22 protein-coding genes and 1 tRNA gene are annotated in these 21642 nt (G+C 63.1%); 8 read left to right on the top strand and 15 right to left on the bottom strand.

Annotated features, from left to right (window positions below; all coding sequences use genetic code 11):
- Nucleotides 1–74: 74 nt before the first annotated feature.
- Nucleotides 75–1763 carry a thiamine pyrophosphate-binding protein gene (locus tag GRI38_RS02955; protein WP_160681477.1) on the top strand — a complete coding sequence of 563 codons (1689 nt, stop codon included), beginning with the start codon at nt 75–77 and terminating at the stop codon, nt 1761–1763.
- 22 nt (nt 1764–1785) lie between these two features.
- Here the strand turns inward: GRI38_RS02955 and GRI38_RS02950 are convergent, their stop codons facing one another.
- The gene (locus GRI38_RS02950; RefSeq protein WP_160681476.1) at nt 1786–2199 is read right to left on the bottom strand and encodes an EVE domain-containing protein; all 414 of its coding nucleotides are present in this window, start codon (nt 2197–2199) and stop codon (nt 1786–1788) included.
- A gap of 184 nt (nt 2200–2383) precedes the next feature.
- Between GRI38_RS02950 and GRI38_RS02945 the strand changes: the two genes are divergently transcribed.
- The 5 genes from GRI38_RS02945 (at nt 2384) to GRI38_RS02925 (ending at nt 7738) form a co-directional block, all read left to right on the top strand.
- The gene (locus GRI38_RS02945; RefSeq protein WP_160681475.1) at nt 2384–4066 is read left to right on the top strand and encodes a putative bifunctional diguanylate cyclase/phosphodiesterase; all 1683 of its coding nucleotides are present in this window, start codon (nt 2384–2386) and stop codon (nt 4064–4066) included.
- 99 nt (nt 4067–4165) lie between these two features.
- Nucleotides 4166–4975: a diaminopimelate epimerase gene (dapF, locus tag GRI38_RS02940; protein ID WP_160681474.1), complete on the top strand. Its 810-nt coding sequence runs from the start codon at nt 4166–4168 to the stop codon at nt 4973–4975.
- On the top strand, nt 4957–6171 hold the full coding sequence (gene mtaB, locus GRI38_RS02935; protein ID WP_237487324.1) for a tRNA (N(6)-L-threonylcarbamoyladenosine(37)-C(2))-methylthiotransferase MtaB: 1215 nt from the start codon (nt 4957–4959) through the stop codon (nt 6169–6171). The genes dapF and mtaB overlap by 19 nt, the downstream gene beginning before the upstream one ends.
- Nucleotides 6168–7091 carry a signal recognition particle-docking protein FtsY gene (gene ftsY, locus GRI38_RS02930; protein WP_160681473.1) on the top strand — a complete coding sequence of 308 codons (924 nt, stop codon included), beginning with the start codon at nt 6168–6170 and terminating at the stop codon, nt 7089–7091. Before mtaB ends, ftsY begins: the two co-directional genes overlap by 4 nt.
- Nucleotides 7088–7738, top strand: a complete 651-nt coding sequence (locus GRI38_RS02925) for an inner membrane-spanning protein YciB (protein ID WP_419880257.1) — start codon at nt 7088–7090, stop codon at nt 7736–7738. Before ftsY ends, GRI38_RS02925 begins: the two co-directional genes overlap by 4 nt.
- A gap of 4 nt (nt 7739–7742) precedes the next feature.
- On the opposite strand, the gene GRI38_RS02920 is transcribed toward GRI38_RS02925, so the two are convergent.
- From GRI38_RS02920 to GRI38_RS02880, 10 genes are all read right to left on the bottom strand, one after another.
- The gene (locus tag GRI38_RS02920; protein WP_419880263.1) at nt 7743–9644 is read right to left on the bottom strand and encodes a potassium transporter Kup; all 1902 of its coding nucleotides are present in this window, start codon (nt 9642–9644) and stop codon (nt 7743–7745) included.
- A gap of 239 nt (nt 9645–9883) precedes the next feature.
- Nucleotides 9884–10543 (bottom strand): tetratricopeptide repeat protein, encoded by a 660-nt coding sequence (locus GRI38_RS02915; protein ID WP_160681471.1) that lies wholly within the window; start codon nt 10541–10543, stop codon nt 9884–9886.
- Complete coding sequence (locus GRI38_RS02910) at nt 10540–10905, bottom strand: cytochrome c-type biogenesis protein (protein WP_160682435.1); 366 nt, start codon at nt 10903–10905, stop codon at nt 10540–10542. Before GRI38_RS02910 ends, GRI38_RS02915 begins: the two co-directional genes overlap by 4 nt.
- Nucleotides 10906–10976: 71 nt before the next feature.
- Complete coding sequence (locus GRI38_RS02905) at nt 10977–11504, bottom strand: DsbE family thiol:disulfide interchange protein (protein ID WP_160681470.1); 528 nt, start codon at nt 11502–11504, stop codon at nt 10977–10979.
- A complete protein-coding gene (locus GRI38_RS02900; RefSeq protein ID WP_160681469.1) occupies nt 11501–13468 on the bottom strand; it encodes a heme lyase CcmF/NrfE family subunit in 1968 nt (655 codons plus the stop codon). Before GRI38_RS02900 ends, GRI38_RS02905 begins: the two co-directional genes overlap by 4 nt.
- The gene (gene ccmE, locus GRI38_RS02895) at nt 13465–13932 is read right to left on the bottom strand and encodes a cytochrome c maturation protein CcmE (protein WP_160681468.1); all 468 of its coding nucleotides are present in this window, start codon (nt 13930–13932) and stop codon (nt 13465–13467) included. Before ccmE ends, GRI38_RS02900 begins: the two co-directional genes overlap by 4 nt.
- The gene (locus tag GRI38_RS13885) at nt 13929–14093 is read right to left on the bottom strand and encodes a hypothetical protein (protein ID WP_202389826.1); all 165 of its coding nucleotides are present in this window, start codon (nt 14091–14093) and stop codon (nt 13929–13931) included. Before GRI38_RS13885 ends, ccmE begins: the two co-directional genes overlap by 4 nt.
- On the bottom strand, nt 14090–14812 hold the full coding sequence (gene ccmC / locus GRI38_RS02890; RefSeq protein WP_160681467.1) for a heme ABC transporter permease CcmC: 723 nt from the start codon (nt 14810–14812) through the stop codon (nt 14090–14092). The genes GRI38_RS13885 and ccmC overlap by 4 nt, the downstream gene beginning before the upstream one ends.
- A 50-nt stretch (nt 14813–14862) precedes the next feature.
- Nucleotides 14863–15933, bottom strand: a complete 1071-nt coding sequence (locus GRI38_RS02885; RefSeq protein WP_160681466.1) for a Leu/Phe/Val dehydrogenase — start codon at nt 15931–15933, stop codon at nt 14863–14865.
- Between the two features lie 62 nt (nt 15934–15995).
- Nucleotides 15996–16072 (bottom strand) — tRNA-His (locus GRI38_RS02880).
- Nucleotides 16073–16275: 203 nt separating this feature from the next.
- On the opposite strand from GRI38_RS02880, the gene GRI38_RS02875 reads away from it, so the two are divergent.
- Both GRI38_RS02875 and GRI38_RS02870 read left to right on the top strand, forming a co-directional pair.
- Nucleotides 16276–16908 (top strand): prolyl hydroxylase family protein, encoded by a 633-nt coding sequence (locus tag GRI38_RS02875; protein WP_160681465.1) that lies wholly within the window; start codon nt 16276–16278, stop codon nt 16906–16908.
- On the top strand, nt 16905–17198 hold the full coding sequence (locus GRI38_RS02870; RefSeq protein ID WP_160681464.1) for a hypothetical protein: 294 nt from the start codon (nt 16905–16907) through the stop codon (nt 17196–17198). Before GRI38_RS02875 ends, GRI38_RS02870 begins: the two co-directional genes overlap by 4 nt.
- Nucleotides 17199–17256: 58 nt before the next feature.
- Here GRI38_RS02870 and rpmE read toward each other — a convergent pair whose 3' ends face one another.
- From rpmE to bamA, 4 genes are all read right to left on the bottom strand, one after another.
- Nucleotides 17257–17481 carry a 50S ribosomal protein L31 gene (gene rpmE / locus GRI38_RS02865; protein ID WP_160681463.1) on the bottom strand — a complete coding sequence of 75 codons (225 nt, stop codon included), beginning with the start codon at nt 17479–17481 and terminating at the stop codon, nt 17257–17259.
- 126 nt (nt 17482–17607) lie between these two features.
- Nucleotides 17608–18084, bottom strand: a complete 477-nt coding sequence (gene fabZ, locus GRI38_RS02860) for a 3-hydroxyacyl-ACP dehydratase FabZ (protein WP_237487323.1) — start codon at nt 18082–18084, stop codon at nt 17608–17610.
- A 39-nt stretch (nt 18085–18123) separates the two neighbouring features.
- Nucleotides 18124–18819, bottom strand: coding sequence for an OmpH family outer membrane protein (locus tag GRI38_RS02855; RefSeq protein WP_160681462.1), 696 nt, complete (start codon nt 18817–18819; stop codon nt 18124–18126).
- Complete coding sequence (bamA, locus tag GRI38_RS02850) at nt 18819–21506, bottom strand: outer membrane protein assembly factor BamA (protein ID WP_160681461.1); 2688 nt, start codon at nt 21504–21506, stop codon at nt 18819–18821. The genes GRI38_RS02855 and bamA overlap by 1 nt, the downstream gene beginning before the upstream one ends.
- Between the last annotated feature and the right edge of the window lie 136 nt (nt 21507–21642).

Below are 21642 nucleotides of genomic sequence, written 5' to 3'. Positions count from 1 at the left end.
AACCTCGTCGCGGGCGAGAATGTGGTCAGGTCACGACGAGTGCGCGTCGGACGAAGCAGCGGGAGCCCCTCGAAATGAATAGTCACCAAGCACCAGTCACCGCCGGATCGGGCAGCTCGTCCAGGCGCGGTGCCGATCTTCTCGTCGAATGTCTCAAGGTGCAGGGTTGCGAGCGCATCTTTACCGTTCCCGGCGAAAGCTTTCTGCCCGTGCTCGACGCATTGCTCGATTCGTCAGAGATCGATGTCGTCACCTGTCGGCAGGAGGGCGGCGTCGCCTTCATGGCCTGCGCCGATGGAGCCATGACCGCGCGACCCGGCGTCGCCTTCGTGACGCGCGGTCCGGGCGCGACGAATGCCAGCATCGGGGTGCATGTCGCCCATCAGGATTCGCAGCCGCTCATCCTTTTCGTCGGCGACGTCGCCCGCGAAATGCGCGAGCGCGAAGGCTTTCAGGAGATCGACTTTTCCGCATTCTTCGCACCGATCTGCAAGTGGGCCGCGCGCATCGACCATGCCGAACGGATTCCGGAATTCATCGCACGCGCCTACGCGACGGCGATTTCGGGTCGGCCCGGTCCGGTTGTCCTCGCCCTCCCCGAGGACATGCTGACCGATCATGCCGAGGCGCTGCCGCGCCCCTTCGTGGCAAGGCCTGCCCAGGCGCCGTGCCCCGACGCCATGGCGGCGATGATGGCCCTGTTGCAGGACGCCGCCAGTCCGCTCGCGATCATCGGCGGCGCCGGTTGGCATGCGAAGGCCCGGCAACATTTCCAGCTGTTTGCAGAACGCATCGGCCTGCCCTGTGCCACCGCCTTTCGCCGTCAGGATGCCATCTCTCCCACTTCGCCCGTCTATGCCGGCAATCTCGGCTACGGGCCTAATCCGAAGCTGGTCGAGCGCGTCCGCAATGCCGATCTGATCCTCGCCGTCGGAGCGCGCCTCGGCGAAGCGACGACCGATGGCTATAGCGTGCCTGCATTGGTCGACGGAGCGCGCAAGCTCGTCCATGTCCATCCCGACCCGGAAGAGTTGCACCGCGTCTACGAAACCGACCTCGCTATCTGTGCGGATATGGGCGAGTTCGCGGAATGCGCCGATCTGTGGGACGAGGGAGCGGTCATAGACTTCGATGCGGGCCGCGAAGCCCATCGCGAATGGGAAGAATGGTCGACGCCCGTTGCAAGCGGGCACGAACTCGATCTGGCCCGCTGCGTGACCTTCATGCGCGATACCCTGCCGGCCGATACCATCCTGTGCAACGGCGCGGGCAATTACGCCGGCTGGTGGCATCGCTACTGGCATTATGCGGGCCATCCCTCGCAACTGGCCCCGACCTGCGGCGCGATGGGATACGGCGTTCCGGCAGCGGTCGCCGCTTCTCTCCGGTTTCCGGAGCGCATGGTGGTCGCCGTTGCGGGCGATGGGGATTTCCTCATGAACGGGCAGGAGCTTGCGACCGCCGTGCAGCACGATGCCGATCTTCTCGTCGTGGTGGTGGACAACTCAGCCTATGGTACGATCAGGATGCATCAGGAGCGCGAGTTTCCGACCCGCGTCTCAGCGACCGACCTCAAAAACCCGGACTTCGCGAAACTGGCGGAAAGTTACGGGGCGTGGGGCGCCACGGCCCGGACGACGGAAGAATTCAAGGACGCTCTCATTGCTGCGAAGGGTCGCAGCGGCGTCAGATTGATCCATTGTCTCATTGACATCGAACAGCTTGCCGCCAGCGGAGCGAGCGTATCGGGCCTGCGAGCCTGACGGCGGACAGGTTTGTCGCTGATCAGTTGACCCCGGCAAGCGACATGATGACCGACCACTCCTCTGGCTTGATCTCGGCCACCGAAAGGCGCGATTGCCTGACGAGTTCGCAGTCCTCCAGCGCCGGTTCCGCCTTGATCTGCTTGAGCGTCACGGGATTGGGCAATTTAGTCTTGGGGACGACCTTCACTGCGGCCCACTTCCCGGTCTCGTCCGTCGGATCGGTAAGCCCTGCTTCGCTGACCTCGCAGATGCCGACGATTTCCAGCCCTTCGCGCGAGTGATAGAAAAACGCCTGATCGCCGACTTCCATCGCCTGAAGGTTGTTCTTCGCGCGGTGATTGCGAACCCCGTCCCACGTTCCTTCTCCCTCGGCATTGAGATCGTCCCAGCTATATTTGAAGGGTTCGGATTTCAGCAGCCAGTATCGGGCCATGGTGGAAAGCTCCTCAGTTTCGCTTGTTTGCCGGCGGGAAGTCGAGCGCGACGTGTCTTCGCCGCCAGATAGGCAACGACATCACTGAGCGCAAATCGCGCCCGCCTTTCAGTGTTAACAGAATGTTGAGGCAAACTGTCTATCGCAGCCATGTAGTGAAATGGGGGAAGGTGGCTTCGTCGCGATGAAGATCTGGCAGACGGGCGCGCAGGAAAAGCCGTTCGAAAGAGACTACGTCACGATCGGGGTCGCGCTCTCCGCGATGGTCCTGTTCGTCGGTCTGGCAAGCTCCGTTCTGCCACAGGTCTATCGCGCCGCCTTCAGCAATGCAGCGCCCCCCGACGTCACGCTCGTCAATGCGCTGCTCCTCAACATAGCTCTCATCGCGATGGGCTGGCGCAGGAACCGGACGCTGAACGCGAAGATCGCCCAGCATATGGCGGCGGAACGCGAAGCGCGCGAATTGTCGCAGATCGATCCGCTGACCGGCTGTCTCAACCGGCGCAACGCAATAGAGACGTTCGATGCGCTTCTGGCGAAATGCCGCATGGACGGGGCCAAACTGGCGGTATTCGTCATCGACCTCGATAATTTCAAGCAGGTCAACGATCTCAACGGACACGCAGCAGGTGACGAGGTATTGCAGGAAACGGTCGCCCGCCTGCGCGCACACCTGCCGCCTGACGTGGTTCTTGCGCGGCTGGGCGGAGACGAATTCGCTTGCGCCATCGCCTATTCCGGCCCCGCGCCCGAGAAGGTCGATCGGTTGGCGCAGAAGCTGATCGGTAGTTTCGCCGAACCCTTCGCGAGCTGCGACCACCTCATGGATATTACCGTGTCGCTCGGCATCGCATGCAATGGAGGGCTCGACTATTCCGGCCTTTCTGGAAGCCGCACAGCGGCCAAGGCTAATGCGAACGATCTGCTACACTGGGCGGATATCGCGATGTACAACGCCAAGAAGAAGGGCAAGAACCGCTACGCCTGGTTCGAGGCCTCGATGGAAACCGACCTGCAATATCGCAGCGAACTGGAGCGCGGCATCCGGGACGGCATTACCAATGGCGAATTCGTGCCTTTCTACGAGCAGCAGATCGACATCAGCTCGGGCGACCTTATCGGTTTTGAGATGCTGGCACGCTGGCGCTCGCCGGAACTCGGTCTTGTGCGACCCGATATCTTCATTCCGGTGGCAGAGGACATGGGCGTCATCGCCGAATTGTCCGAAAGCCTCATGGCGCAGGCATTTCGCGATGCGCGCGACTGGGCGCCTCACCTTACCCTTTCGGTGAACATCTCGCAGGTCCAGTTGCGCGATCCCCTCTTTGCGCAGCGCATCCTCAAACTGCTCGTTCAGCACAATTTCCCCGCCTCGCGGCTCGATCTCGAAATTACCGAAAGCTGCCTCGAGACCGATCCCCAGCAAGTGCGCTCCATCATCGCCAGCCTGCGCAACCAGGGCATCCGCATCAGCCTCGACGACTTCGGAACGGGCTATTCAAGCCTGTCGCAATTGCGCACCCTGCCTGTCGACCGGTTGAAGATCGATCGCAGCTTCATCGCTTCGTTGCGCGATGAAAATGCCGACAAGACTATCGTCAATGCCATCTTCTCGCTTGGAAACGGGTTGAAGATGCCGATCACAGCGGAAGGCATCGAGACGGCCGAGGTCTTGCAGAACTTGCGCGACATGGGGCAGTTCAGCGGGCAAGGCTATCACTACGGCCAGCCCGAGGACGCCGCCAGCGTGACAGCCATGCTGGCGTCCAAGGGGCTGTTACTCGGCCCTGCGGCGGTGACACGGGAAGAAGGCGCAGACGATACCGGCGCGAAACCGGACGAGGGCGAACTGCGCCGTTCGGCCTGAATTGTCCGGCAGGCATCGCGTCAGCCTTTTCAAATTGCCGCGTTTCGCCGCGCCCATCCCTTTACCTAGCGCGGGCGGGCGCATAGATGCGGGGACACAATGCGCGTCTCCTTCACCAAAATGCACGGGCTGGGCAACGATTTCGTCGTGCTCGATGCGCGCGACCGTCCCCTGCCCGACCTCACCGAAGAGACGGTGAAAGCCCTTTCCGACCGGCATACGGGTATCGGCTGCGATCAGTTGATCGTGATGCAACCCTCGACCACCGGCGACTTTGCAATGCGGATCTACAATCGCGATGGCGGAGAGGTCGAATCCTGTGGCAATGCCGCCCGTGCCGTGGCGCTGTTGCATGGGAGCAAGGCCAGCGTCGATACGCGCGGGGGCCTCATCATGGTCGAGCCTGACGATGCCGGTGCACGCGTCGATATGGGCAAGCCGAACTTCGCGTGGAATGCGATACCGCTGCAAATGCCGCTCGATACGCTCGACATGCCGGTTGCTTGGGACGAACTCGAGCATCCCGTCGCACTCGGCATCGGAAACCCTCACATCGTCTTCTTCGTCGAGGATTGTCACGGCGTCGATCTTGCCCGCATCGGTCCGCAGATCGAACGCGATCCCCTCTTTCCCGAGCGCATAAACGTCAACGTCGCGACGGTGAAAAGCCGTACAGCGATCGACCTCAGGGTCTGGGAACGCGGAGCCGGTCTGACGCGAGCCTGCGGAACGGGCGCCTGTGCGACGACGGCAGCAGCGATTGCGCGCGGTCTCGTCGACCGGAAGGTAACGGTCGGGTTGCCCGGCGGCAGCTTGCAAATCGAGCAGGCCGACGATGGGCACATCTGGATGAGCGGTCCGGCGACGCGCAGTTTCGAAGGCAGCTTCGAATGGGACGACTTCGAATGAGCGTCGAGGTTGCAGATAGCGCGGCCAAGGTCGTTTCGCTGGGCTGCCGGCTCAACATCGCCGAGAGCGAACGTATTCGCGCGATGCTCGCGGAAGAGCGCGACATCGTGGTCATCAATAGCTGCGCGGTGACGCTCGATGCGGTCCGCCAGACGCGCAAGGCGATCCGACAGGCGCGCCGGGCCAATCCGCATGCGCGTTTGCTCGTGACCGGATGCGCCGCCGAAACCGAACGCGCGCAGCTTTCCGCCATGGACGAGGTCGACGGGCTGATCGACAATGCGGCGAAGCTGGACGCGCGCGCCTGGAACATCGCCGAGAGCAAGCAGGCGACCCCCGACAAATCGCGCCATACCCGCGCCTTCATCGCGATCCAGAACGGTTGCGATCACGCCTGCACCTTCTGCATCATCCCGCAGGGACGCGGACGCAGCCGTTCCTTGCCGATCATGGATGTCCTGCGCGAAGTCGAGCGGCATCTCGTCGCCGGGGCGGCTGAAATCGTCCTCACCGGCGTCGATGTGACGAGCTGGGGACATGACCTTTCCTCGCAGCCGCCGCTCGGCGAACTCGTTGCCGCGATACTTACGCATTTTCCCGAATTGCGGCGTCTTCGAATGTCTTCGCTCGACGGCGTTGAAATCGACCCGCTATTGCTTGATCTGTTCGCTGACGAGCAGCGCCTCATGCCTCATCTGCACCTCTCCCTCCAGCATGGGAGCGACCTCATCCTGAAACGCATGAAGCGGCGCCATCTGAGAAAGGATGCGATCCGGTTGGTCAGCGCGCTCAAGTCAAAGCGCCCCGAAATTGCAATCGGTGCCGATCTCATTGCGGGGTTTCCCACCGAAACCGAAGCGCACCACGCCGACAATCTTTCCATTATCGAGGAACTCGACATCGTTCACGGTCACGTATTTCCCTATTCGCCGCGGTCAGGCACTCCCGCCGCGCGCATGCCGCAATTGCCCCGTCCGACGGTGAAGGAGCGAGCAGCGCAATTGCGTGAGCGTGTCGCAAATGCACGGCACAGCTGGCTCGACGGCCTCAAAGGAACTGATCTCAACATCCTCGTCGAGAGCGACGGGACCGGCTATGCCGAAAATTACGCCCGCGTTGCTGCTCCTCCGCACGCAAGTCGCGGAGAGATCGTCGCTGTCCGTCCCCAATCGGTCGAGAACGGGTTGCTGACATGAGCGAAACGAGTTGGTCCGACCGCCTGTTCGGCGGCTTTCGCAAGACGTCCGAGAGGTTGTCTTCTAACCTGACCGGCGCAGTCGGCACGGCGCGGCTCGACGATGCGACGCTCGACGATGTCGAGGACGCGCTGATCGTTTCCGATCTCGGCCCCGCCGCAGCCTCGCGCATTCGTGGGCGCCTGGCCGAACAACGGTTCGGTTTGCAGATCACGCCGCAGGAACTGAAGGAAGCCGTCGCGGAGGAGATTGCCGCCATCCTTCGGCCTGTTGCCAAACCCATCGAGATCGTCGCTTTTCCGCGCCCACAGGTGATCCTGGTGATCGGCGTCAACGGTTCGGGCAAGACGACGACCATCGCGAAGCTCGCGCACTGGTTCCAGGAAGACGATTACGAAGTCATGCTGGCCGCCGGCGATACGTTCCGCGCCGCGGCCATCGGTCAGCTGGCAACCTGGGCCGAGCGGCTCGACGTTCCGATCGTGCGCGGTCCCGAAGGCGGCGATCCCGCCAGCATCGTATTCGACGGCGTCAAGGCCGCGACGGATCGCGGAACCGATGCGCTGATCGTGGATACGGCGGGTCGCCTTCAGAACAAGCGCGAGCTGATGGACGAACTGGAAAAGATCAGGCGCGTGCTCGGTCGCCTCAATCCCGAGGCGCCGCACGACGTCGTCCTCGTGCTCGATGCGACGAACGGCCAGAACGCCCTTAGCCAGATCGAAGTGTTCCAGCAGGTCGCGGGAGTTACCGGTCTCATCATGACCAAGCTCGATGGCACGGCACGCGGCGGCGTCCTCGTCGCGGCGGCCGAGCAATATGGCCTGCCCATCCATGCGATCGGCGTGGGCGAGAAAATGGACGATCTGCGGCCCTTCGATCCCGACCTCGTCGCACGCGTCATTGCCGGGGTGGCATGATGACGACGGACAAGCCCGAGGCGAAGAGCGGCTGGCTCAACACACTCGTCGATTACGGGCCGCTGCTCGTCTTTCTCGGCGTCTACAAGTTCTATCAACCGCCAGAAGATTCGACCTTCGGAGAGATCGCCGCCGTCATCTACGGAACGATAGCGTTCATGGTCGCCGCAGTTATCGCGCTTCTTTTCAGCAAGTGGAAGTTCGGCAAGGTTTCGCCGATGCTGATCCTGTCCACGACCCTCATCGTGGGGTTCGGGGCGCTGACCATCTGGCTGAGGGACGAGCGTTTCATCCAGTTCAAGCCGACCGCAATTTATCTGCTGTTCGGCTTGGTCCTCGTGGGCGGATGGCTGCGCGGCAAGGCGCTACTCAAGATCCTCCTCGAAGCAGCGTTCGAAGGCGTCTCCGACGAGGGATGGCTGAAACTCTCGCGCAACTGGGGCCTGTTCTTCCTCGCCTTGGCTGTTCTCAACGAGATATTGCGCGCTCAGATGACCTTCGAAAGCTGGCTTTGGGCAAAGTTCTGGGTGTTCATGCCGCTCTCCTTCCTGTTCACCTTCAGCCAGATCCCCATGCTGTTGAAGCATGGCCTAGACGTGGGGCAGGAGCAGGAAGCGGCAACGAAGCAACCGCCCACCGGAGAGTAAGCCGCTAGATCCGCACCTGACTGCCGAGTTCGACCACGCGATTTGTCGGCAGGCGGAAGAACTCCATCGCGGTCGCCGAATTACGCAGCATCCAGGCGAAGATCTTTTCCCGCCAGATCGGCATCGCGGGCTTGTCGGACGGCAGAAGCGTCTGCCTCGACAGGAAGAAGCTCGTCTGCATCATGTCGAACTCGCCGCCGCATTGCTGCATCGTCTTGAGACCGCGCGGCACGTCGGTTTCCTGCATGAAGCCGTAATGCAGGACCGCCCGGAAGAAGCCATCTCCCATGTCGTGCAGTTCGCACCGCTCCGCCTCGTCCACATAGGGCACCTCTGCGATGAGGACGGTCAGGATGACGACCCGCTCGTGCAGCACCTTGTTGTGCTTGATGTTGTGCAGGAGCGCGGAGGGAACGCCGTCCTTGGACGACGCCATGAAGATCGCCGTGCCCGGAACGCGCATCGCACTGTTCTTCGCGGATTTAGCGAAGATTTCGAGCGGCAGGGACACCTCGCTCATCCGGTCGCGCATGAGCTTTCGACCGCGCGCCCAGGTCGTCAGCAGGGTGAAGGCCACGAGGCCTACGACGAGCGGGAACCACCCCCCGTCCGGTATCTTGACGAGGTTGGCCGCGAAATAGGCACCATCGACGATCAGGAAGAAGATGACGACCGGCAGAGCGACCCACCATTTCCACTTCCAGACACCGACGAAGAGGACGCCCATCAGCAAAGTGTCGATCGTCACCGCTCCGGTGACCGCAATGCCGTATGCGCTCGCGAGGTTGGACGAGTTCTGGAACGTCAGGACGAGGATGATGACCGCCACCATCAGCGCCCAGTTGACGACCGGAATATAGATCTGGCCTGCTTCGGTTTCGCTCGTGTGACGGATCGAAAGGCGCGGCATGAAGCCCAGCTGCATCGCCTGATGTGTAATCGAGAACGCGCCTGAAATGACCGCCTGACTAGCGATGAAGGTCGCGACGGTCGCCAGGATGACGAGCGGGAGGCGCCATTCCTCACCGGCCAGCAGGAAGAACGGATTGCGCACGACCTCGGCCGCCTGTTCGGGCGGCAAGCCGGAAATCATGGCGCCCTGCCCGAAATAGTTGAGCAGCAAACAGGGCATGACGAAGCCGAACCAGGACAGCCTCATCGGCCCGCGTCCGAAATGTCCCATGTCCGAATAGAGCGCCTCCGAGCCGGTCACCGCCAGCACGACCGCACCGAGCGCGAGGAACGCGATGGCCCCGTCAGTGATGAAGAACTGAATGGCGTACCAGGGGTTCAGCGCCCACAGGATGTCGGGGTTCTGCACGATCTGGTTAAGCCCGAGCCCTGCAATGACTACGAAATAAATGATCATGACCGGCGCGAACAATGCGCCCACCTTGGCCGTGCCTCGGCTTTGCAGGAGGAACAGGAACACGAGCAGGACGAGCGCAATCGGAATGACCAGCGGATCGAGGCGGTGGTTGACGACCGTCAACCCTTCCACTGCGGACAGGACGGAGATTGCCGGGGTAATCATGCTGTCGCCGTAGAACAGCGAGGTCGCGAACACGCCGAGCAGAACCACGAGCCAGCTGTGACGGCTCTTGCCGATGCTGCGTGAGAGCAGCGCGACGAGAGCGAGGCTACCGCCCTGCCCCTTATTGTCCGCCCGCATCAGGATCGTGACATATTGCAGGGCGACGACGATCAGCATCGACCAGAAAATCAGGCTGACCACGCCCAGAACGTGCAACCGGTCGATCGCGATCGAGAAGTTGTTGGCACCCGAAAAGGTCTCGCGAAAGGCGTAGAGCGGACTCGTACCGATATCGCCGAAGACGATCCCGATGGCGCCGATGGCAAGACCTGCACGGCTCGTTCCGCCGTGGCCCGCATGGCCCCCCTGCATTTGCTCGCCCGGCGTTCCGACGGACGGCTCGGCGGTTTGAGGCAATGACGTTTCGCTCATAAATAAAGCAGACCCAATTTCTCATCGACCCTCTGCTCGCAAGCTGAAAGCGATGTCCATTCCGGCATGGCGCCGTTCCCGGCCTCCCCCTGGTCCCGTGCGCCTGTTGCTGCGCTATCGAGGAAGGAGCGCGTCTAGCAGTATCGCTATCGCCCCGCAAACGCTGTCTTGTGGGGCGGCTATGGCGGCGGAGCGCGCATCGCTTCGCCTTGCGCGGAAACACGCTCCGACAGCGCCCGCAATGCAGCACTGCGCTGCGCAAGGATGGGGCGATAGGAAGCATCTTCCTCGGTCATGGCGAGCGCCTGCTGCCACAATTCGTCCGCTTCGGCGAGCCGCCCGCCTCTCAGCATCGCCAGCCCGAGAAAGTAGGGCGGCGCCGGGTTCTCGGGGGCATAGCGGGCGGCACGCTGGTAAGCTTCGCCCGCCGCCGGTGTCAGCGTCCCGTCGGCATGCTCGACAAGGACGTTGCCGAGCGCGACCCACCCTTCAGCATCTTGCGGATTTTCTTCCAGCGCCACGGCAAGGAACTCCGCTGCGCGCTCGTACTGGCCGTCGCGGGTGAAGCCGTCGGCCAGAATGACGTAGCGCGGAAGGGGCAGGTTCGGGTCGAAGAATTGGCGGCGCTGCGCGACCATTGTCTCGCCCGATTGCGCCTCGGTCGCAATCGCCGCGCGCGGTGCAGCCGGTTGCCCCGGACTGCCCTGTACGCCGTAACCCGCCAGGCCGAACAGCAGGACCGCTCCGAAGATCGTCCAGACCGGACGCGGCAGGCCGAACACGAAAGCCGCAGCGGCGAAGGCCAGCGCTGCCAGCGCGATGACCACGAGCCAGATCATGCGCCAAAAGCCTTATCTGCCCGGTCGCGCCGGACGAGACGACGCCGCAGGACGAACAGCGCAGCCAAAACGATCACGACGGGCACCGCAAATAGCGGCCAGGTCGTAGCGGCGATGCGCGGTTCGTAGCTGATATAATCTCCGTAGCGCTCGATCATCCATTCGCGGATGCTTTCCGGGCTTTCCCCGGCAGCGATGCGGCTCCTGACCTGATGGCGCATGTCGCCTGCCATCGGCGCGTTACTGTCGGCGATCGACTGGCTTTGGCAGGTCAGGCAGCGAAGGCCGTGCATCAGTTCGCGCGCCGCCGCCTCCTGCTGCGGATCGTCGAGCTGCCTATAGGCGTAGGGCGCGGGCGGCATGGCGTCCTGCGCAGCGATCGACGCAGGTACTAGCGCGAGCAACAAAGCGGCGGCGAGGTGGTGCGCGCACCTCACTCTGCCAGCCTCAGCTGTTCAAGCAGGATCGGAACGTCGCGCTCGCGAATGTCGCCGATATGCTGATAGCGGATGATGCCATCGCCATCGATCACGAAGGTTTCCGGAACGCCCGAAGACCCGATCGACAATTGCACCTCGGAAAGATCGTCGCTTCCTATGCGGGCATAAGGGTTGCCGTGCCGTTCGAGGAAAGCGGCGACGTCTTCCGGCTTGTCGCGGATGGCAATCCCGACGATTTCGGCTCCCGCATTCTCTAGCGCGTCAAGCTGCGGCGCCTCGGCGATGCAGGGCAGACACCAGCTTGCCCAGATGTTGAGCAGCCGGGGCTTGCCGTCGCCAAAATCGGTGCTCGAGACGCCGTCCACGCCCGCCACGGCTGGCGGCAGCGCGAATTGTGGCAGCGGCTTGCCGATCATCGCGCTTTCGATGCGCTCATCCTTGGGCTGCGACAACTGATACATGGCAAGGCCGAGGAACAGCGCGAACAGGGCAAGCGGGACGAAGAGCTTCCAGCGGTTCATGCGGCAGCCTCCTCCAGATGCGCCTCGTCCGCGCGGCGTTCGGCCATTCTTCGGCCGACGATCCGGCGGCGCAGGTCGCTTCTCACTCGTCCGGCAATCGCCAGCCCACCGCCAAGCGCCACGAGGATGCCGCCATACCAGATGAAGGTGACGAAAGGCTTCCACCACAGTCGAAGCTGCCAGCGACCGTCATCGGTCTGGTTGCCGATCACCGCGTAGAGCTGACCGTTCCAACGAGTCGCGAGTGCGCTTTCGGTCGTCGCTTGCGAGGGAGCCCAGAAATTGCGCGATTGCGGCGTAAGGACGGTCGGTGCGCCGCGCTCGCTCGTCCGGGCGGAAAGACGCGCTTCGAGAGCGGTCCAGTTCGGTCCGGCAACCGGCTCGACACTGTCGAGCCGCACTTGCCACGGCCCCACACTCGTTGTCGCGCCCGCTTCGACGGCAGCTAGTCGCTCGACGGTGAACGCACTCTCGCTCGCCATGCCGAACAATGCGACGGCAATACCGAAATGGGCGACGACCATGCCCCATACCGACATCGGCACGCGCGCAAGCCGACGACCGCGCAGAGGCATGAAGCTCGCCAGTGCCAGCGCCGCAGAAAGCGCGAGCCCCAACAAAGCAAGGAATGACACTTCGAAGAGAAGCGCAACGAAACCGAGAACGACGAGCGCCACCGCCGTCAGCAGGGCCGCCGGTCTGGCGATCCGTTCCAGGCTGTCGCGCCGCCAGCGCAGCAGCGGGCCGATCGCCATGACGATCAGCATGGGAACGACGAAGATGGCGCTCACTGGATTGAAATAGTCCGGACCCACGCTGACCCGGACATCGAACGCCTCTGTCAACAGGGGATAGAGCGTACCGAGCAGCACGATGCCGAGGATGGCGCACAGCATCACGTTGTTGAAGACGAGGGCGCCTTCCTTGCTCGTCGCGGCGAACCGCTCGCCCTCCGCCACGGCGCCTGCGCGTAGGCCGAACAGCAGCAGCGCACCGCCGATATAGACGCCCAGCAGGAAAAGGATGAAGGCGCCCCGCTCCGGATCGACAGCGAAGGCATGAACGCTCGTCAGAATGCCGGACCGGACGAGGAAGGTGCCGAGCATGGACATGGAGAAGGCGATGACGCCGAGCAGGATGGTCCATGCGCGAAGAGCGTCGCGCGCCGCGAGGACGCCGATCGAGTGAAGCAAAGCCGTCGCGGCGAGCCATGGCATGAGCGAGGCGTTCTCTACCGGATCCCAGAACCACCAGCCGCCCCAGCCAAGCTCGTAATAAGCCCAGTAGCTGCCCGCCGTGATGCCGAGCGTCAGGCAGATCCAGGCCGCCAGCACCCATGGCCGCGTCACCCGTGCGAAGTCGGGGTTCACCTGCCGTGTCAGCAGTGCGCCGACTGCGAAGCTGAAAGCGACCGACAATCCGACATAGCCGAAATAGAGCACCGGGGGATGAAGGGCGAGGCCGATATCCTGCAATAATGGATTGAGCCCGGCCCCCTCGGGTGCAGGCTGCGCGAGCCTCGCGAACGGATTGGAACTGAAGATGAGGAACGCATAGAACCCGAGCGCGACGAAACTCTGCGCTCCCAGCGTTGCCCGCATCATGTTCTCGGGCAGGCGCCGCTCCAGCCCAGCGATGAGCGCACCGGCCAGCGCCATCACGGTCACCCAGAGCAGCATCGAGCCTTCGTGATTGCCCCACGCGCCCGCCAGCTTGAAGATCATGGGCTTGGCCGAATGGGAATTCGCCGCGACCAGTCCGACCGAGAGATCCGTTATCGCGAAGACCCACAGGAGCATCAGGAACGCGATGCCGCACAGCAGTCCCTGAACGATCGCGGCAGGCCGCACGATTGCCGCCAGGACTGCGCCTTGTTCGCGACCCCCGGCAATAGCCGCTCCGAGTTGCAGCACGCACAGGGCGAAGGCCAGCCACAGGGCGGCGAGACCGAGTTCCGCGATCATTGCGCTTCGCGCGCTTCGACGACCAGTTCCTCGGCCTGATGCTTGCTCATTTCCTCGAGCTCGCGCGGAACGTAGTTCTCGTCATGCTTGGCGAGCAGGTTGGTCGCGCGAAACACGCCCTCGCCCGTCAGCCGTCCTTCGGCAACGACGCCGGAACCCTCGACGAAGAGGTCGGGAACGATCCCCGAAAAACGCACCGGTATGCGGCCGCTTTCCTGGTCGGTCACGTTAAACGCAATGGTCACACCGTCGTTGAGCGTGCGCAGGCTGCCCGCCTCGACCATTCCGCCTAGCCGGACATCCCGGTCGGTGGGCGGCGGATCGCTCGCCATCTGGTTGGGCAGGTAGAAGTAATTCGCGTTGTTGCGCAATGCGTAAGCCGCCAGCAGCCCCGCGCAGATCAGCGCGACAAGCGCCATCACGCCCAGAACGAGGCGCTGATGCTTGGGTTTGACGCGGCTCATCGCTCCGTCCCTTCGGACAGGCTGCGCTTGACGGCATCGCGCCGCTTTTCCGCGCGCTGCATCGCGATGAGCGACCACGCGATCATCGCCAGCGTCACTGCTATGCCAAGGGCATAGGCAGCTATGACGAAATCCCACTGGCCGATCTGTTCGCGGTTCATGCGGCCTCGCTCGCCATGCGCCGCAACCGCGCTTCGGCCTGTGCATCCGCCAGAAGGGCGCGCATTCGGGCCAGAACCACACCTGCGAACAGCAGCGAGAAACCCGCCACCGAAAGCATTAGCGGGCCGAGATAGGCCGCGTCGATCGCGCTGTTGCCCATCGTGATGCTGGGCGGTTGGTGCAGGGAGTTCCACCACACGACGCTGCGGTTGATGATCGGAATGTTGATCGCGCCGAGCAGGCCGAACAGCGCGGGAATCTTCGGCGAGACGCCCTCGCGCGCGCTCGCATCCGACAGGGCGATGTAGCCGAAATACAGGAACAGGAGGATAAGCATTGATGTCAGGCGCCCGTCCCAGACCCACCACGTCCCCCAGGTCGGCCTGCCCCAGATGGAGCCGGTCGCAAGGCAGATCGCGGTAAAGACCGCACCGGGCACTGCCGCAGCGCGCGCGGCAAGAGCCGCCAGCGGATGACGCCAGACGAGGAATGCGAGGCTCGCCCCCGCGATTGCCATCCATCCTCCCATGCCGAGCCACGCGGTCGGCACGTGAATGAACAGGATGCGCACCGTTTCGCCCATCAGGCGATCGGGCGGAACGCGCGTCAATCCGACATAGAGGGCGATGGCAGCCATGACCGTGCCGCTCGCCAGAAGCAGCGGAGTGAGCCACCGGGCAAGCTTCAAAAAACGGCGGGGATTGGCAAAACCGTGCATCGTTCTCGTCCGCCTGCTACATGGGGAACAAGGCGGCTTACGGCAAGCTTTTACGCGCCGCGACCGATCAGCTTCTGCGCCATTGCATTCGCGACCGCGTGCGAGGGAACGCCGCTTTCTTCGCTCTCCTGCCAGATTTCCTTCAACCGGCCCGGAATCTGCGCGATGCGGCGGCGCACTTCGTTGATGTCGCAGTTCTCGCTGTGCTGGCGACAAAGATATTCGAGGGTGACGCTGATGATCCCGCCGGCATTGATGACGTAGTCAGGGGCGTAGAGGATGTCGCGATCCGACAGCAGCTTGCCATGCGCCTCGCGCGCAAGCTGGTTGTTCGCGCCGCCCGCCACGATCGCGCAATCGAGCCGTGCGATGCCGTCATCATCGAGGATCGCGCCCAGTGCGTTGGGGCTGAACACGTCGCAGGAGACCGACATGATGCTTTCCGGCGCAACCGTTTTCGCCCCAAGCTGCTGGGCAAGATCCTGCGCCCGGCGCTGATCGATGTCCGACAGGGTGAGCTTCGCGCCGTCCTGTGCAAGCAGGCGCGCAACGCCCCCACCAACGCTGCCGACCCCCTGGATTGCGACGTGGACGCCCGACAGGCTGTCCTTGCCGAGCTTGTGTTCGACCGCCGCCTTGATGCCGTGATAGATGCCCATCGCCGTGAACGGGCCCGGATCTCCCCCGGCCTCGTCGTCATCGGTCGTCGGCAGGCCGGATACGTATTGCGTCCGCTCGGCAACGGCGACCATGTCCTTTTCCGAGATGCCGACATCTTCCGCCGTGACGTAACGCCCGCCGAGCGCCTCGACCGCATCGCCGAAGGCGGCAAGCATCTCGGGCGTCTTGGTGCGCTGCTCGTCCGCGAGAATGACGGCCTTGCCGCCGCCAACGGGGAGGCCCGCCATCGCGTTCTTGTAGCTCATGCCTCGCGAAAGGCGCAGAACGTCGCGGATGGCCGCCTTGGGCTCCGCATAATGCCAGAAGCGCGTGCCACCCGCGCCCGGTCCGCAATGCGTCGAATGCAGCGCGATGAGCGCGGTCAGGCCGGACTGTTCGTCGCGCACCAGTTGCACGAGCTCGTGATCGTCGAAATCCGGTTCGGTCCAGAAGGCGCTCATGTCATCGAATTCCAAAGGCAGGCGGACAGATCGTCCGGTTCGCATTTGCCGATGGGAGAAAATGGGGCGATCGAGGGGTCTCGAACCCCCGACCTCCGGTACCACAAACCGGCGCTCTAACCAACTGAGCTACGATCGCCACAAACCCGCTTATCGACAAGGGTGAAGCGGGGCTGATAGTCCCTGAAGCAGGCGGGTCAAGCCGCCTTTTCGGGAACAATGCGCCTGTTGCATAAGCCATGCGTTTTTAAAAGGGGAAATCCAATTTCCCGCCGGGATCGCGCAAGAATGTTTCGCACGGCTTCACGAAGCGGGCGACAACGATTAGGAACGAACCCGATCATGCCCGCATCCGGTGAATCATCCGCAACCCGCCTGCTCGACCGCCCCGGCGTCCAGCGCATCCCGAGCGACAAGCTCGAACTGTTCCAGTGCCGCGACTTCCTCGGAGCCGAACTTTGCGAGCGGCTGATCGGACTGATCGACCGCGACCGGCGCCCCTCGACCATCGCCGACGACAATGGCGACAAGTATTTCCGCACGAGCGAGACCTGCGACCTGCAACCGGGCGAACCAGCAGTCGTCGAACTCGAAGCGCTGCTCGCAGAACTGACCGGCATCGACCCCGCTTATGGCGAACCCGTTCAGGGACAGCGCTATGCGCAAGGCCAGGAATTCAAGGCGCATACCGACTATTTCGAACCGAACGGCGTCGACTGGGACCGCTATTGCTCGGTGGCTGGGCAGCGCAGCTGGACCTTCATGGTCTATCTGAACGAACCGCAGGCGGGCGGCGCAACCCGCTTCAAGACGATCAAGAAAACCATCCAGCCCGAAACCGGCAAACTGGTCGGCTGGAACAACCGGCGTCCCGATGGCCGGGTGAACCCGAACACTTTGCATCATGGAATGAAGGTGCGCGCCGGCGTCAAATACGTGATCACCAAATGGTATCGCGAAAAGCCATGGGGATGAGCGAGGCGCCTGGTTTCGTCGCGATCTATCGTTGGCGAATCGAACCCAAGAACGTCGCCGCGTTCAGGGACCGCTGGCTGCGCGAGACCGAACGGCTGAAGGCGAAGGGCGGCATGGGCTCGCTGCTGGCCGTAGCCGATGACGGCACCTATCATGCGATCGCGCTGTGGCCGGATCGCGAGACTCGCCGACAAGCCTTCGATCAAAGCGAGAGCGCAGAGCCCTGGCCGCCTGCGGAACGGCTCGAGACGACAATGCTGACGCCGCTCGACAATCTCTGGGGCGGGTAGAATCGAAAAGGGCGGCTCCGCAGGACCGCCCCCTCTTACCGTTGACCGGAAGACGCCCTTACTTCTTGAGCGACAGTCCACCGAAACGCTTGTTGAAGGCTGCGACGCGGCCGCCTTCCTGGATCTGCTGCTTGCCGCCGGTCCATGCCGGGTGGCTTGTCGGGTCGATGTCCAGCGCCAGCGTGTCGCCTTCGCTGCCCCAGGTGGAGCGGGTCTGGAACTCGGTGCCGTCGGTCATCTTGACCGTGATCGTGTGATATTCGGGGTGCGTATCGGTCTTCATGATAGTCTTCTCCGTGCGCGACATGCCGGTTCCGACCGGCACAGCAATATGGATGGCTGAAAAGGATTGCGCGCGCCTAACGACAGGCAGCGCGATTGGCAAGCGATTTAGCCGTGGCGTCGTCGGTTACGCCTGCTCCGGCGCGTCCGCGATCATCGCGGTGAACTCGACATCGCAGGTCGTCTTGCCCTCGACGCTGGCGACGCCCTTGAACTTGCATACCCGCGCGCGTTTCTGGACGAACTCGACATGCAGATCGAGCAAACAGCCGGGTTCCACCGGACTGCGAAACTTCGCATTCTCGATCGCCATGAAATAGACGAGCTTGCCGGAACCGGCGAGATCGAGCGTTTCCACCGCGAGAACGCCTGCAGCCTGCGCCAGCGCCTCGATCTGGAGGACGCCGGGCATGATCGGCCTCCCGGGAAAATGCCCCTGGAAGAAATCCTCGTTGAAGCTGACCGCCTTGACCGCGTGAATGCGCTCGTCCTTCACGAGGCTCGCCACGCGGTCGACGAGCAGCATCGGATAGCGATGCGGCAGGGCCTTCAGAACCTGCGCGACATCCATCGCGCCCGTTCCGTTCGATTCCGTATCACTCATGGCCCTGCCCCGTCTCTATTTCTGTCGCTCTTACGCGGCTCAGCGGCCCTGCGGCTGCGGCGTAGCCGGCTGCTGCTGCTGACCTTGCGCGGCCGCCTGCGCAGCCTGCTGCTGGGCGACGGCACCGACGATCTGCTGAACCGTCTGGTGCAGTTGAACCGTTTCGCGACGCGGCTGCCAGCCGGCAGGCGGCGTCGTGCTGACCGTGGGCAGACGCTGATCGAGCGCGGCGGTGATGTCGTTCGTCACGTTCGCGGATTCCGGCGCATATTGTACTGCGTCGGGCGCGAGGATCATCGTGATGTTCTTCTGCTGAATGACCTGGTTGCGGGCATTCTGGTAGTCGTTGACCAGTTGCTCGATGACATAGAACTGCGCCATCTGGATCGGCTGGGCGATCTGGGCGATCTGCTGTTCCTTCGTCTGAATCTGCTGCACGACATTAGGGTTAGCCTGAATTTCGGCGTCGGTCAGCTGGCCGTCATTATTCGTGTCGAGGCTGCGCTGAAGGTTCGTCAGTTCTTGCTGGCCCGTGCGAATCTGCTGGATCTGCGTCGCATAGGTCGTCTGGATCTGCTGCTCGGCAGCAATGCGTGCGGCGGCGCGCACGATGACCGCTTCGGGGCTGGCGACGGCGATGCCGTTGACCTGGGCCGCAGCAGGAGCGGCAAGCGAAACAGCGGCTGCGCTCGCGGTGAGCGACAGGGCGGCGAAAGACAGTTTGGTAAGTTTCATCAGAATTGCGTTCCTACGTTGAAGGAGAAGAGTTTGGTATCGTCACCGGGCTCTTTCTTGAGCGCATGAGCCAAATCGATCCTGAACGGACCGAAGGGCGAATTCCAGTTGACGCCGACGCCCACGGAAATGCGCGGGCTCATAGTGTCGCCGAAATAGAGTTCCCGGAACGGTCCGATTTCGCGGGTGGCCACATTCTCGGCCCCGTCCGCATCGGTCGGCGACAAGGTCAGCGTTCCGGTAAGATTGTCGCGATAGATCGTGCGCGCGTCGGGCAGGATTGAGAGCAGCTGCGGATCGGGCGCGTTGTAGAGCGACCCGATATCGACGAACACCGACGGCCTGAGGCCGAGTTCGCGCGCCCCGCTGCCGAGCGGTATTTCGAGTTCCGCGCGGCCAAGGTAATAGGCCGTTCCGCCAATCGCGTCGTTTCCGCGGCGGCGATTGTCGGTGAAGTCGAGTTCCTCGAACTCGTCGGTCGCCGGATTGTAGTTCTGCCGGATGACGCGCGGGCCGAGGCCGCGAATGTCGAAGCCGCGGATCTGCCCTTCGCCGAGGAAGAAGCGGTCCGTCAGGCGCACCGGATCGTCATTGAGGCTGCGGATCGCGCCACCCTCTGCCGAGAGGGAGAAGATGAAGCCGCTGCCGATGTCCCAGAACTGCGCCGCATTGCCGCGGACGCGCAGATAGTCGACCGAACCGCCGAGGCCTGCAAACTCGCTGCTGATCGACAGGCGACGACCGCGGGTCGGGCGCAGGCTGCTATTGAGGGTGTTGTAGTTGAGCGTCGCCCCGAGAATCGAACTCGTTCGCTCGCCCAGCGCATCGCACAGGAACCGGCTGGCAAGGAGCGGTTCGCAGGTGCTGATCCCGTCCTCGTTGAAGTCCGCGAAGTAGTTGCGCTGATCGATCGTCACGTCTTCGATCTGGAAGGTGTAGCTGCCGATGAGCGAGATGTATTCGGTAAGCGGCACGCCCACGCGGGTGGAGAAACCGGTGCTGCTCTGCTCGAACGTCGCGCGGCCCGTGTTGAAATAGTCGTTGTCGAAATCGCGGCGGAAGATGTCGACGCCCGCCGAAATGTTGCGATCAAACAAATAGGGCTCGGTGAAGCTCACCTGCGCCGAGCGCGAAATGCGCGAATAGTTGACGGACAGGCCGATCGTCTGGCCCCGCCCGCGAAAGTTGCGCTGCCGGATCGCGCCCGACAGGATGAAGTTCTCGATCGAGCTGAAGCCCGCCGACAATTGCAACTCGCCGGTCGGCTGCTCCTGCACGTTCGCCTCGAGGATGATGCGGTCGGGCTGGCTGCCCTCGACCTGCGTCACCTCGAAGTTCTCCTGGAAATAGCCCAGCGAATTGATGCGCGCGGTCGAACGAGCGACCTGCAGCGAATTGAACGCATCGCCTTCCGAAATACGGAACTCGCGGCGCAGCACCTTGTCCTGCGTCAGCGTGTTGCCGTTGACGTCGATCCGCTCGACATAGACGCGCGGCGCCTCGCGCAGCTGGAGCGTCACGTCCATCGTCAGCGTTTCGGGATTGCGGGTGAAGCGCGGCTGCACGTCGGCAAAGGCATAGCCGTAAGCGCCGACCGTCTCGGTCAGCTGCTCGACCGTGTCCTCGATCAGCTGGGCGTTGTACCAGTCGCCCGTCTGCATCGGAAGGCGCTGCGTCAGCGCCTCGCTGTCGAAATCGCGCAACTGGCTTTCGACCTCGACATCGCCGAACTTGTAGCGCTCGCCCTCCTCGACGACGAAGGTGATGATAAAGTCGCGCCGGTCGGGTGTCAGTTCGGCCACGGCGGAAACGACGCGGAAATCGGCATAGCCCTGCGTCAGGTAGAAGCTGCGCAGATTCTGCTGGTCATAGGCCATCCGGTCGGGGTCGTAGCTCGTATTCGAGCTGAAGAAGCTCGTCAGCCGCGCCTGTTTCGTCAGCATCTCGCTGCGCAGTTCGCCGTCCGAGAACTCTTCATTGCCGATGATGTTGATCTGCCGGACCTTGGACTTGGGCCCCTCCTCGATCTCGAACACGATGTCGACGCGGTTCTGCGACAGCTGCACCATCTTTGGCTCAACGGTAGCGGCAAAGCGGCCCTGCCGCTTGTAGAGTTCGATGATGCGCGCGACGTCGGCGCGAACCTTGGAGCGAGTGAAGATCTGTCGCGGCGCCAGCCTGATTTCCGGCAGGATCTTGTCGTTCTTCAATCGCTCGTTGCCTTCCAGCACGATGCGGTTGATGACCGGGTTCTCGGTCACTTCGACGATGACGTTGCCGCCCTCGTTGCGGATCGAATAGTCGGAGAACAGTTCCGTTGCGGCGAGGTCCTTCAACGCCTGGTCGGCGGCCGCCGCGGAATAGGGTTCGCCCGCACGCAGACGGATATAGGAGAGGATCGTCTGCGGCTCGAGCCGCTCCGCACCCACCACCTGGATCGAGCGAATGATGTCGGTCTGCGCCTGCGGCTGGCTGGTCACAGGAGCCGCCGTTGCGGGCTGCGCTGCGGTAGCCGGCTGCTGCTGCGTCGTCGCCGCCGTACCTTGCACGGCGAGTGCTTCATCCGCCCCGGTGTCCTGCGCATAGGCGAGCGACGGAAGACCGGCGAGCGCCGATCCGCACAGAAGGCCGGCGATCAGCCGCGCCGAATTCGACGTTGCGCGCTTCACTATAACTCGTCCGTTCATCAGTTAGGAATTTCCCGTCCTGCCCGTTATCCAGCCAGTGCCGCGACATCCCTGTCGTCGCGGACCGGCACACGGCATCCCGACTGCCGGGATGCGACGTGCGGTCGTCCTTTAGGCGATGCGGCAGGCCAATCAA

The organism is Parapontixanthobacter aurantiacus, from assembly GCF_009827635.1.
Taxonomy (GTDB): domain Bacteria; phylum Pseudomonadota; class Alphaproteobacteria; order Sphingomonadales; family Sphingomonadaceae; genus Parapontixanthobacter; species Parapontixanthobacter aurantiacus.
This window is presented reverse-complemented; position numbering and strand designations above follow the sequence as displayed.